This is a genomic window from Sporolactobacillus kofuensis (assembly GCF_024125425.1).
In the GTDB taxonomy this organism is placed as follows: Bacteria; Bacillota; Bacilli; order Bacillales; family Sporolactobacillaceae; genus Sporolactobacillus; species Sporolactobacillus kofuensis.
Genome location: NZ_JAMXWN010000008.1, coordinates 98094 through 110891, shown reverse-complemented (window position 1 = coordinate 110891; position 12798 = coordinate 98094). Strand labels below are relative to the sequence as shown.

Annotated in this window: 12 protein-coding genes; 9 read left to right on the top strand and 3 right to left on the bottom strand. The window is 42.7% G+C overall.

Going from position 1 to position 12798, the window contains the following annotated elements:
• The first annotated feature begins 94 nt into the window (after nucleotides 1-94).
• Nucleotides 95-544 carry an acyl-CoA thioesterase gene (locus NIE32_RS08220; RefSeq protein WP_253054701.1) on the top strand — a complete coding sequence of 150 codons (450 nt, stop codon included), beginning with the start codon at nucleotides 95-97 and terminating at the stop codon, nucleotides 542-544.
• 93 nt (nucleotides 545-637) lie between these two features.
• Here NIE32_RS08220 and cls read toward each other — a convergent pair whose 3' ends face one another.
• Nucleotides 638-2086: a cardiolipin synthase gene (gene cls, locus NIE32_RS08215; protein WP_253054699.1), complete on the bottom strand. Its 1449-nt coding sequence runs from the start codon at nucleotides 2084-2086 to the stop codon at nucleotides 638-640.
• 232 nt (nucleotides 2087-2318) lie between these two features.
• Between cls and NIE32_RS08210 the strand changes: the two genes are divergently transcribed.
• A complete protein-coding gene (locus NIE32_RS08210) occupies nucleotides 2319-3431 on the top strand; it encodes an AI-2E family transporter (protein ID WP_253054697.1) in 1113 nt (370 codons plus the stop codon).
• Nucleotides 3432-3438: 7 nt separating this feature from the next.
• Here NIE32_RS08210 and alsR read toward each other — a convergent pair whose 3' ends face one another.
• Nucleotides 3439-4329 (bottom strand): acetoin biosynthesis transcriptional regulator AlsR, encoded by an 891-nt coding sequence (alsR, locus tag NIE32_RS08205; protein WP_253054695.1) that lies wholly within the window; start codon nucleotides 4327-4329, stop codon nucleotides 3439-3441.
• Nucleotides 4330-4569: 240 nt separating this feature from the next.
• Here alsR and alsS point away from each other — a divergent pair, with 240 nt between their 5' ends.
• The 3 genes from alsS to NIE32_RS08190 all read left to right on the top strand — a co-directional run bounded on the left by alsS (nucleotide 4570) and on the right by NIE32_RS08190 (nucleotide 7755).
• On the top strand, nucleotides 4570-6258 hold the full coding sequence (alsS, locus tag NIE32_RS08200) for an acetolactate synthase AlsS (RefSeq protein ID WP_253054693.1): 1689 nt from the start codon (nucleotides 4570-4572) through the stop codon (nucleotides 6256-6258).
• A 72-nt stretch (nucleotides 6259-6330) separates the two neighbouring features.
• The gene (budA, locus tag NIE32_RS08195) at nucleotides 6331-7050 is read left to right on the top strand and encodes an acetolactate decarboxylase (protein ID WP_253054691.1); all 720 of its coding nucleotides are present in this window, start codon (nucleotides 6331-6333) and stop codon (nucleotides 7048-7050) included.
• Between the two features lie 426 nt (nucleotides 7051-7476).
• The gene (locus tag NIE32_RS08190; protein ID WP_253054689.1) at nucleotides 7477-7755 is read left to right on the top strand and encodes a hypothetical protein; all 279 of its coding nucleotides are present in this window, start codon (nucleotides 7477-7479) and stop codon (nucleotides 7753-7755) included.
• Between the two features lie 186 nt (nucleotides 7756-7941).
• On the opposite strand, the gene NIE32_RS08185 is transcribed toward NIE32_RS08190, so the two are convergent.
• On the bottom strand, nucleotides 7942-8526 hold the full coding sequence (locus tag NIE32_RS08185; protein ID WP_253054687.1) for a manganese efflux pump MntP: 585 nt from the start codon (nucleotides 8524-8526) through the stop codon (nucleotides 7942-7944).
• A gap of 233 nt (nucleotides 8527-8759) precedes the next feature.
• Between NIE32_RS08185 and NIE32_RS08180 the strand changes: the two genes are divergently transcribed.
• The 4 genes from NIE32_RS08180 (at nucleotide 8760) to NIE32_RS08165 (ending at nucleotide 12712) form a co-directional block, all read left to right on the top strand.
• Nucleotides 8760-9539, top strand: coding sequence for a class I SAM-dependent methyltransferase (locus tag NIE32_RS08180; RefSeq protein ID WP_253054685.1), 780 nt, complete (start codon nucleotides 8760-8762; stop codon nucleotides 9537-9539).
• 58 nt (nucleotides 9540-9597) lie between these two features.
• Nucleotides 9598-10392 carry a TIGR00266 family protein gene (locus NIE32_RS08175; protein WP_253054683.1) on the top strand — a complete coding sequence of 265 codons (795 nt, stop codon included), beginning with the start codon at nucleotides 9598-9600 and terminating at the stop codon, nucleotides 10390-10392.
• A gap of 163 nt (nucleotides 10393-10555) precedes the next feature.
• Entirely contained in the window at nucleotides 10556-11506 is a 951-nt protein-coding gene (locus NIE32_RS08170; RefSeq protein WP_253054681.1) for a hypothetical protein, read from the top strand.
• Nucleotides 11507-11566: 60 nt separating this feature from the next.
• Nucleotides 11567-12712: an HAD family hydrolase gene (locus NIE32_RS08165; RefSeq protein WP_253054679.1), complete on the top strand. Its 1146-nt coding sequence runs from the start codon at nucleotides 11567-11569 to the stop codon at nucleotides 12710-12712.
• Nucleotides 12713-12798: the final 86 nt, after the last annotated feature.

Sequence of the window (12798 nt, the reverse complement as noted above, 5' to 3'; positions counted from 1 at the left end):
TGTGTAATGAATTTTAAGCAACGTCCGGAAAGGTATGGTACACTAATCCCCAGAGAAAAATCATTATTCGTCGTGACGATAAGGGGATGTCTGAATGATTATTACGAAACTACCGGTTCGTTTTGTGGATTGCGATGCTATGGGGCATGTCAACAATGCGGTCTATTATACGTACTTTGAAGAAGGCAAACGTGAGATTTTCCGTTGGTTTACACCAAACATGGATTTGAATGATTGGCGCGTCATTGTTGCGTCCACGCATTGCGATTACATTCAAGAGATCAATTATGATGAAGAAATTACGGTGTATACTTGGATCAGCACGATTTCTCGATCTAGTTTTGATGTTGAACACGCGATTGCAGGTCCGAGCGGTAATTGGCATGCCAGAGGTCGTGTCACACTCATCGGTTATGACTATAAGAACAAGAAAGTCATGCCTTTGACTGAGGCAATTAAAGCGACGCTTAGACGGCACCAAGATGGTCCTGAGGGTGTTCCGAATTTGCGTCAAATCCGGATAGCTAAAGAATTACAAGATTAAGGAGAAATAAGGAAAGCAGCCGAGTATCTATGACACAAGGCTGCTTTTGTGTAGCAAAATAATGCAACAATCTCAGTAGTTATGTTTTTATGACTAGAGAACTGGAGAAAGGAGCCGAGAAATACTTTCCTTTACTTTAATATTAAATGGCCGTTTTCTGTAATCGGTCATGGTGAGCTCTTTCGAAAGTTTAATGTCTTTCTTAAAAATATCGGCGAGCTGTTTTGATGTCTGTTGATGATAAATAAAGGCATTCACTTCAAAATTCAGACTGAAGCTACGAAAATCAAGGTTGGAAGTACCCACGGTGGCGAGCCGTTCATCAACAACAATCGTTTTCGCATGTAGAAAACCATTTTGATAAAGGTAAACACGCGCACCGGCTTCAAGGAGTAAACCAATATTAGAATATGTCGCCCAATAAACGAATGGATGGTCGGGCTTATTAGGAATCATAATTCGAACATCAACATGAGAGAGCGCAGCTATTGAAATGGCGTTCAAGAGACTTTCATCGGGAATCAAATAAGGCGTTTGAATATAGACCGTTTTTTTCGCGGAGAGTATCATTTTAATAAAAGCATTTTTGATTTGTTCCCATTTTTGATCTGGACCACTCGAGACAATTTGTATCCCAACTTCTCCGTTATGATTCTTTTCACCGATTGAGTAATAGGATTGGAAAGGCACTTGTTCACCAGAAGCTTGATTCCAATCCAGGAGAAATCGTGACTGGATACTATTAATCGAATCTCCAATCAGACGCAAATGTGTGTCACGCCAGAAACCGAATTTGTGACTGAGACCGAGATACTCATCCCCAACATTAAAACCGCCGATGTACCCGATTTTTCCATCAATAATCACTAATTTGCGGTGATTACGGTAATTAATACGCAAATTCACGAGCGGGAGGCGTCCAGGAAAGAAGGTTTGGAATTTGCCCCCTGCCTGTTCAAGCCGTCGAACTAATTTCTTCGGGAGCCGTCTTGACCCTTCATCGTCTACGAGCAGACGAACGATGACGCCTTCTTTAGCTTTTTGAATTAGTGTGTCAATGATTTGATTTCCTAAAAAGTCACCTCTAAAAATATAATATTCAATATGAATATGGTGTTGGGCCGAGCGAAGATCTTCCAACAATTGTTGGAATTTCGAATCCCCATCTGTATAAATGGAGAGAGAGTTATTCATCGTCAATGGAGCTTCATCATTATTAAGATTCAAGTAAATGAGCCCGTGATAATCGGATAATATGGGTTCGGAAAAAGGGGGTTCCTGATTAACGATGGCGAGCATCTGGTTACCCACCAGCTCCCTCGTGCGTTGGTGAACCATGTGATCCCACTTGAAAATCTTTCGGCGACTTAGATTTTGACCAAAAATGAGGTAGAGGATAAAACCTAAGATTGGGAGAAAGCTAAGAATCATCAACCATGCCCATGTGGAGCTGACACTTTTTCGCTCAAGAAAGACGACAGTTGCACCCAATAAAATATTTGACACGATAATAAATGCCAATAATATCGTGATGATGTTCATTTACTCACATCCTTTTTGCGTGAACTGCACTCTAGCATATTATTAAATTATACATCGAAACAAGCTTGGCACGCTAGTTAGGGGGAGTAAGCAAGGGTGGGGACATTGATCGCATGCAATTGACAGATCAGTATGGTGGGTATTTCGTTGATTCAAAGCTTGGTTACAAGCTATAATTAAATAAGTGATTTGTGAATCGTCCGTCGAGGGCTTTGATAAAGGTGTGGATACTATGCTGAAGAAATACTCAAATCTGATCTTCTGGACTCTAGAACTGTTGGGGCTTGCGCTACTCGTTTTTGTCTTGACAAAAATATCGTTTATCTTTGTTCCGGTAGTCACCTTGATTACAACCCTCTTCTTTCCCATTATAGTCGCAGGATTTCTGTTCTTTTTGATTAGTCCATTTGTTGACCTGTTTGAGCGCATGAAGATTCCGAGAACGGTGAGTATTTTAATTATTTATGTTATTCTTACAGGTTTAATTGTGCTCCTTGTTACAATTGTTGGACCACCACTCACTGCTCAGATCAAATCCTTATTCAGTCAACTTCCGGATTATCTCACGAGCTGGCGAAGCAGCATTGAACATCTAGCCGACACGCGCGGATTTAAATGGCTGATCCACCAAGATTATTATTCAATTGATAAAATCCAGCAAAGCATTGAACAAATGGCAAAGACATTTACCGACAATGCCGGTTCAGGACTCTCAACGTTCTTCAATGTGCTGGTAAACGTAACGTTGACTGTAGTAACCGTGCCGTTCATCTTATTTTATATGTTAAAAGATGGAAACCGTTTGCCACAAGCAGTGACGAGATTCTTTCCTCAGAAATATCACGAGGAAGTCAATCACATTATGGGGGATTTGAATGAAACGCTGTCTTCCTATATTCATGGGCTGATTATTGTTGCTTCATTCGTCGGAATCACCTCGAGTATCGGTTTTGCTGTGATTGGATTACCTTACAGTCTGCTCTTGGGGCTGATTGTGGGTGTGACAAATATTATTCCTTATCTTGGGCCAATTATTGGTGCAACACCAGCACTGATTATCGCATTAATGGATTCGCCAACAAAAGCACTTCTTGTTCTTGCAGTTATAGTGATTGTTCAACAGCTTGATGGGCACTTAATTTCCCCATTAGTTATGGGGAAACGGCTGAATACTCATCCACTAACCATTATTGTGTTGTTACTTGTTGCCGGCAAATGGATTGGACCAATTGGGATGATTCTTGCTGTACCTACCTATGCAATGATTAAATCAATTGTTGCGCACGTGATCCGATTAATACGTTTACGCCGTAAGAGCAAAGACGACAGTTTAATTAAATCTTAACGCATACTTAACGTTCGTCACTGCAAATGCGCTTTGTTAATGAGACAAAATTTTTCAAAGCGGGGTTCGTATTTCTTTTTAAATAAGCAAGGGACAGTACAGCTTTGAGTGGATAGTGATCAATATCTCGATAAACCACCTCGAGGTTGAAGAGCTTTTCTGCAGTTGCCGGTACAACGCCGACACCAATACCTGCAGAGACAAGTCCCACGACCATTTGATACTCGGTCGCTTCCTGAACAATTTTTGGCGTGAAATCAACATTTTTGAACAGAGAAAGGAACTCGTCATAAAGACCGGGCCAGATATCACGGGAAGCAAGGATAAAAGGAACATCACGAAGATCTTCAATTTGGATCTTCTCTTTTTTTGCTAATGGGTGATTCTTGGGCAAAGAAAGGGCAGCATATCCACGTTCAATCGGTGTTGTTTCAATTAATGAGCTGCCTACCGGTGGGTGCAGGAGACCAATATCGATGCGATCACCGAGTAAGGCAGCGACTTGATCCGGTGTTGATAACTCATGCAACTTAATGGATACATGGGGAAAAATACGCCGGTATTCTCGAATGATACTCGGCAGAATATCATAAGTGGCTGAGCCGACAAAACCAATCACTAACCGCCCAAATTCACCGCGATGCGCACGTTGTGCAGTATCTACTGCCTGATGAACTTGCGCAACAACTTCACGCGCCTCAGGAAGAAAAAACTCTCCTGCTGTTGTCAATTCAACATGACGCTTGTTTCGTTTAAAAAGCGCGACACCAATTTCCTCTTCAAATTGCTGTATTTGCTTACTGAGCGGCGGCTGTGTCATTTGCAACCGCGTAGCAGCACGGCCAAAATGTAATTCTTCCGCAACAGTAATGAAATAGATAAAATGGCGAAGTTCCATGTGTTCCACATCCAGTTCCACTTTTTTACAGGGTACATAGGGGATGAATTGGTGAAAACTATTGGTATATACCCTAAAATCATGCTCATCATTAATATACACTGTATATTACATGTTGATCAATAATATATTTCACATTGCTAAAATCAAGCGTTAGAATGAACTTAGCCACAGAAAGATAAAAAAATGCACGGATAACTGAAAGAAGTGCACAATTATAAATTCAAGGAGGAACGATTCGTGAGTGACTTGAAAAAGGAAGAAGAACAAAAACTTGCGACTGGTGCGGAACTTGTTGTTGATTGCTTGATTAAGCAAGGTGTTAAATATATTTTTGGAATTCCTGGCGCAAAAATTGACGCAGTGTTTGATGTGTTGAAAGACCGAGGTCCGGAACTGATTGTTTGCCGCCATGAGCAGAATGCTGCGTTTATGGCTGCAGCAGTTGGCCGGCTGACATGCAAGGCAGGTGTTTGCCTTGTGACTTCAGGACCAGGCGCCTCAAACCTTGCCACCGGTATTGTTACAGCGAATGTCGAAAATGATCCGATTGTTGCCTTAGTTGGTGCAGTGCCACGTGCCGATCGTTTAAAGAGAACGCATCAATCGATGGATAATGCGGGGTTGTTTCAACCGATTTCTAAGTTCAGCGCTGAAGTTGTTGACCCGAAAAACGTCCCGGAAGTTGTGACGAATGCTTTCCGTGCCGCTGAATCAACGTCTGCGGGTGCAAGTGTTGTCAGCTTTCCGCAGGACGTCCTTGTATCGAAAACGACGGTGAACGCACTTGGACCGCTCGAGAGTCCGAAACTTGGTACAGCTTCCGAAGAAGCGATTGATCGCGCAGTAGAAGCCATTAAAAATGCCAAAATGCCGGTTATTCTTGCCGGAATGCGTGCGAACCGTTTCTCAGTCGTCTCATCGGTTCGCTCATTACTTCGAAAAATAGCTTTCCCGGTTGTTGAGACCTTCCAAGCTGCCGGTTTGATTCCTAGAGATATGGAGGAACACTTCTTCGGACGTATCGGTTTGTTCCGCAATCAGCCAGGTGACTTGGTTCTTGAAAAAGCTGATGTGATTGTTACAATTGGCTACGACTCCGTTGAATATGATCCGAAATTCTGGAACAATACCGGCGCGCGTACCATTATCCATTTGGATGAAGTACGGGCGGATATTGACCACTATTATCAACCTTCTATTGAATTAGTTGGTGATATTCCTTCAACGGTACAACGCATCAAAGATAAGTTGTCAAGTCTGAATATGTCTGAAGAGAGCATCGCATATCTTGAGGGCATGCGTCATAAACTCGATGCGCGTGATGAACCGCCGAAGAATACGGGAAACAAATTGGTTCATCCGCTCAATCTTATCCATACGCTGCGGCACCTAATCAGCGATGACACCACGGTTACTTGCGATGTTGGGTCACACTACATTTGGATGGCACGTCACTTCCGGTCTTATGAGCCAAAAACGTTGTTGTTCAGCAATGGTATGCAAACACTTGGTGTAGCGCTCCCTTGGGCAATGGCTGCCTCACTGGTTAATCATCACGCAAAAACGATTTCAATGTCCGGTGATGGAGGATTCTTATTCTCCGCTATGGAACTTGAAACAGCAGTTCGTCTAAAATTGCCGATTGTTCACATCGTTTGGCGCGATGGTACGTACGATATGGTTGCCTTCCAGCAAAAAATGAAATATGACCGCACATCAGGCATTGATTTTGGAAAAATTGATCTTGTTAAGTATGCAGAATCCTTCGGTGCTAAGGGATTAAGAGTGAATAAACCAGAGGAACTTGAGGATGTTCTGCGTGAAGGAATCGAGTATAAAGATGGTCCGGTTATCATTGATGTACCGGTAGATTATAGTGATAACATTGCATTAGGCAAGAGCCTGATTCCAAACCAATTGAACTGATTAATACTCGGGCAGAACATTAACGTCTCTGCCTGAAGTGAATCACAATTTAGGAAAGAGGTTATTCCTATTATGGCAAGTGTAAAAGATAGTGGAGAATTGTTCCAGCTTTCAACGATGTCGTCTCTGCTTGACGGTGTCTTTGAGGGTGCAATGAACTATGACGAGATCAAGGAATATGGAGATTTCGGTATTGGCACTTTTGAGCATCTTGATGGTGAAATGATTGCATTTGACGGACAGTTTTATCGTCTCCGTGGTGATGGCACTGCTACACCACTTAAGAGCGAAGACAGAACACCATTTTGCTCACTGACTTATTTTCAGCCAACAGTTGAGAAAAAATTTGATCAACCGCTTCAAAAATCAGCATTCGAACATGAATTGAAGAAGCTGATGGCAAGTGAAAATCTCTTTTATGCATTCCGAATCGATGGGGTTTTCAAAGAAATGAGCACACGTACCGTGGCTTATCAGGAGAAACCCATTCCAATGACTGAAGCAGTAAAAACACAGCCAATTTTTCATTTTAACAACATAAAAGGAACCGTTGTCGGTTTCTGGTCGCCTGTATTTACCCAAGGCATCGCCGTATCCGGTTTCCATCTTCATTTTATTGATGAAGAACGTAAAGGCGGCGGTCACGTGTTTGACTACACATTGGATCATGGAACGGTTCAGGTCGATAAGAAATCGCATATGAGCTTGTACACACCGGAAACAAAAGGCTTTCTGAATGCAAACTTATCCCGAGATGATTTGGAAAAAGAAATTAAAGTGACTGAAGGATAAAAAAATAATATGCATGGTTAAGATTCGAAGGAGCAGACCTTCGAATCTTTTTTTTATGAAAGCTCTGTTAAATTTTGATAGTTGACCTTGCAAAGTTATGTGACCAAATGCGCAGATTATGGGTTGACCGAAGAGGCTCACGGATCGCCCGCGGATGGGGAGCAATTGGGGCGATTTAATACCAAATGCAACGCGAAAGCTACAGCATCCTGAAGATGTAAGGACTTGGCTGTTTTTTTGCCCGGTTTTTCTTAGCTAAACCTTTAAGCTGGAATTGGGGTAGGGCAACTAAGACAGTGACTGCATGGTTATTCCTATGAAGGGCTTTTCCGACTAAGCTGAATCGAGGCATGGGAAGACAAGCTTATGCATACAATGAGATATGGCTATTGACGGAGCGGTAGACTATGAAAGCAGGTGTCACGTATGATTCAAATGATTATTGTTCAGACTGTATCAGCATTTGGGGCCATAATGATGTTAATTGCATTGGTAAAACTATTCTTTCACACACATGATTTAATTCTTTTTCCAGCCGCATTGTCGTTTGGATTATTTTATACAGCGTTCATTGAAAGAAGGGCAGATTTGATTGAGGGTGCATTTCTTGGGATCATCTATGCATTATCTGCTTATGGACTGTACATGCTTGCTCGAAAATTGTCTAAAGTCTACCGCCACCAAAAGGAAGGTCCTTTTCATTGATTGTCTGAAATCTTCGCCGCCATTTAACACAAAGAACATGTGGCTGGTCAGCGTTAAAATTCAGCCTGTCCAGAAATGAAGTACCCAACCGAAATCAAGACTTCTCAGCTGAGCGTATTGCCTTGGCAAAGACATAGTGTGGAAAAAACCAAGTGAACCTTTATTCTATTAGAAATTCTAATCCAGTTACATAGCTGACAAGATTATATAAATAGCAATACAAAGAAGAAGTATTGCGGCAACATATTCAGATAAAGTGCCGAAATGCGACCTGATTTTCTTCAAACCTAAGTATTGACCGGCTTCAATGGAGAAAAATGAGAACACGCCAACGGACATGGCCACACCTATCGGATTTAGTCCACCGATCCCTGCGCTAAAAGCGGTACCCATCGCGTTGAAAGCAAGAGCAAAACTCAGCCAAAAGGTTTCGTTGAATGTAATCACATTGTTTTGATCACGGTCGATCTGATCTGCCTGCGGAATCGATTTCGATGGCTTTTCACGATGGTGCCAAGCTCCGAAAAGTGACCAGAGGCCAATACCTAGAATCATCATCCCACTTATTAGCCCTGACATGAACTCGGGTATTGTGAATCCGATAAGTGACCCAGCGATAATCGTGACAAGCGAGGTCACTAATGCGACAGAAGCCATAAATAGATTTGCCATCCAAGTAATCTTCTTTCCCTGTATCCCGTAAGTCATACCCACAGCAAAATTATCAATGCTCGCCGCGACACTGATCAAGAGTATCATCAACCCATGCATGTGCTCATCCCCCTAGTCCACAAAAAAAGTACGTGTTTGATTTTGCTAATCAGCTTCAAAAATGTCCGGTCGGAAGGTATAGTATGTTAAAATAAGAAAGGTGTTCATGATATACGGTTACCAGATTACTAAAGCTGTATGTGGGGACAAAGAGAGCCACTTCCACAAAGAGAATAATGATAGGGAAGTCGTTTGAAAAAAATAAATGAATCGGTTGAGAGACAGGTGATCGAGTGAAACAGATTGTAAAAACGCATGGCCTTTTTGATGGCGCTGCCTATTATTATCTGAAATATCGAGGCCAATACAGTGACACATTGATTCAAACGCTGGCTGATAAATGCCAATTGAACGGAAAAGGCAGACTACTTGATCTTGGTTGTGGAACCGGAAAACTCACGTTTCCCATGGCTGCGTATTTTGAAGAAGCCATTGGGCTAGACGTCAGTGCAGACATGCTTCAGTCCGCCCAAAGCCAATGTGAATTACTTGATATTGAAAAAATGAAATGGGTGAATATGCCCTCAGAGAACATGGATGAAAATCTAGGGACATTCCGCCTGATTACTTCAGGTGATGCCTTTCATTGGATGGATCGCGAGCGCGTATTAGAACTTTGTTACGACAGACTCGAGCCTGGAGGGGCTCTAGCACTTGTCGGTCAGGGCCATATCCTTGGCGACCGCTCTCTGGAATGGCAGCAGGCTGTCCAGCATATAGTCGACAAATGGTTTCATGAATCAGAGCAAGTTGATTTTGGTGAGCGCCATGAAACCCTATTGGAACACTCCTCTTTTCACGATTTGGCAACCGGCCAGATCAAAACAGAAAGACAACGTGACATTCCATCAATTATTGGTTATCTCTACTCCACTTCAGCATGTCGAAAGGACCTTCTCGGCACAGATGCACCCAATTTTGAGAAAGAAATCTACGATCAACTGAAAGCTATTGATCCGAGCGGTATTTTTATCGAGCCGGTCACAGATTACTACATCATCGCTTTCAAATAAGCTTTACAACCTAAAAAATTTTCTATGCTTGATCAAAGACAATCAGGAGGGTACCTGCGTGAATAATCACGATATTGACTACAAAATTGAAGGCCAAGAGATGCAATTTGTTGAAATTGAATTGGATCCGACCGAAACGGTCATTGCTGAAGCAGGAAGTTTTATGATGATGGAAGACGGCATTGCCATGGAGACGATCTTTGGTGATGGGAGCAGCCAGGGCAGCGGCATTATGGGCAAGTTATTTGGTGCCGGGAAACGCTTATTGACCGGCGAAAGTTTATTTATGACCGCTTTTACGAATGAAGGCAGCGGAAAGAAGCATGTCTCCTTTGCCTCACCATATCCTGGTAAAATTATTCCGCTCGACCTCAGCCTGTATGATGGTCAAATGATCTGTCAGAAAGACTCTTTTCTTTGTGCTGCAAAAGGTGTCTCCGTCGGTATTGCTTTCCAAAAGAAACTGGGCACCGGATTCTCCGGCGGCGAAGGGTTTATTATGCAGAAACTTGAAGGGGATGGACTTGCGTTTGTTCATGCTGGCGGTATGGTTAAAGAATTAGCGCTTGCACCTGGAGAGACACTGAAAGTGGATACCGGTTGCCTTGTTGCCATGACCAGCTCAGTGGACTATGACATTGAGTTTGTAAAAGGTGTGAAGACAGCGTTGTTTGGCGGTGAAGGTTTGTTTTTTGCAACGTTAAGAGGACCGGGAAAAGTGCTTGTTCAATCACTTCCCTTTAGCAGACTGGCAAGCCGTGTGTTTAGTGCTATGCCAGGCAATCCGGTTGGAAGAAGCAAAGATGAAGGGAGCCTCGCAGGAGGATTCTTCAATATGTTCGATGGTGATTAATTTGTTTGTTTTTATATGTGGGGATGAAGCGTCGCAGGTACCTCCTGCGGCGCTGTTTCTGTCTTTAATGGTAAATATTAATATCTTGGGTGTGGCACTTTGCTAGGTTTCTGACCGTCAATTCGGTACAATGAAGTGAATAATGAAAACGGAGTGGTATCAAGTGAGTGAAACAAAAGACCAGAATCATGAAGAATCAGCAAACGGAAAGAGCAGTGTGAAATGGGTATTTTGGCTACTACTGGCAAAAATTGTCTTTATTCTTCTACTTGCAGGAGCAGCGATATGGATTATTTACACTGTTCATGAGGAAAATTCAAATAACAAAGTAGGCGTCCATTTTGATCACGTACTCGGTTCAGGGTACAGCAGTGACGGTAAAATTTTTTGGATGGGTAATCGTTCAAAGCTGTTCATTTATCATGATCAAACGTGGCGATCGGAACCGCTCAAGGGTTCTCATGAAGTGGTGAATCTCATCCCGGTCCAACAAGGCTTCATACGTGTCGACAAAGAGGGATTAGAATGGAGAACGTTACAGCAGAAACATTTACGGAATCAATCATTAAGCGACAGCAACGGATTCTGGGGAGCAAGTTATTCGAATCAAAGAGTTTATCATTTACAGCAATCAGGAAGTAAGTGGACGCTCAAATACTCAGATGACGGAAAGCGTTGGATCAATCAACCCATTCGTAACGTCAGAGGTAAGGTCCAGATGATTGCTGCAGCACCAAAAGATAAAAATCAACTTGCGATTGGTACATCAGAAGGACTCTTTGTCAGTGACGATCATGGGCTACATTTTCATCATTTTCTAAAAGGACATTCGATAACTGCACTAGCTTATGGCTATTCAACACAGCCCTCATTACTTGCCGGTTCAGCAGGGGATGAGACATCGCTCTTTCAAGTTCTGCCCAATCAGAAGAAGACGATCAATCTTGATATGGGAACGGTGGAAAGTGATCGCTTAACTCAAATTGTCCAAAATCCGGTCAAGCCTGAAGAGGCGGTTGTACTTACGTTACATGGTGATCTTTATCTTACGGAAAACGCTGGTCAGAACTGGACGATACTGGCAAAAAAAGGTCATGCGCTGAACGGAAAATGATAGGAAGAACCGCTAGATCTATGATACACTGATGAAAAGGACGAGAGGATCGGTGAAAAAATGATTCAAACGGTTTTATTCGATGTTGATGGCGTTTTTCTTAGTGAGGAACGTTATTTTGACGCATCGGCGCTCACAGTTCGAGAATTACTGATGAGTGATCATTATCTAGGTCTTGGCAATACGCAAAGCTTCAAGACAGAATATAGCGATGCGGAAATTGCTGAAACCCGTTCTAAAATCTTTTTGAACGATGAAATTTTGAACTTCCTTAAATCCCGTGGTATGAATGCGAATTGGGATATGATTTACATAACCTTTTCCGTACAACTGATCCATTTAACGGCACAATTGCCTGAACCTGTAAGGATTGAGGCAGCGAATTTGCTGACGAAGACGATCGACCGTGCAACTCTAGATAAATTCAGAACCTTGTTTAAAGAATATCCGGTCACAACAGATTATTCGCAAGTCATGGTTGAATATCAAAATACAACGGCTGTAAAACAGGAATTGATCGTATACCTGAATCAAATCGCTGAGACACGGCTTGGAATCAAGACGGATGCATTTCAGCCAAAGAGTGCTTTATGGCATATTGGCGAACATGCTTCTCAGGAATGGTACATTGGTGATGAAAATGTTCTTGGAGCAACAGGTCTTCCTTCTGTGCAAACAGGAAAACATGGATTCATGAATGATGAGGTCACCTTGGCTGACCCGGCCTATATTCGCGGCATGTTTCGTACTTTTCGAGAACAAGGGTTGAACGTAGGAATTGCTACCGGACGACCAAGACTTGAGACGTTCAAACCATTTACTTATTTACAGTGGATTGATGAGCTTGATCCGAATCATATTGCGACTGCAGATGATGTCCTTTCGGCTGAAAAAGCATTTGACGCCGCACCATTGGCAAAGCCACATCCTTTTACTTACTTAGCTTCCTATTATGGCAAGGACAGTGATCTGAAACGTTGGACGGCCAGACAACCGGAGCAATTGCCGAATGGCGATCAAACGTTAATCGTCGGAGATTCACTCGCCGATTTGCTCTGTGCCAAGCAGCTCGGTTGCCGTTTTGCCGGTGTGCTGACCGGACTATCCGGACAGAAAGCGCGCGGTGAGTTAGAGGATCATGGTGCAGATTATATACTCGATTCGATTGCGGATGTACAGCAGCTCGTGTTAGGGTTGACTAAATAAAATGTATGTTAAGAGCGGGCCATTTATTAAACTGGTACCCCTCCCTGTCAAGGACACAATAAAAAAAGAGATTAAGCAGATAGAAG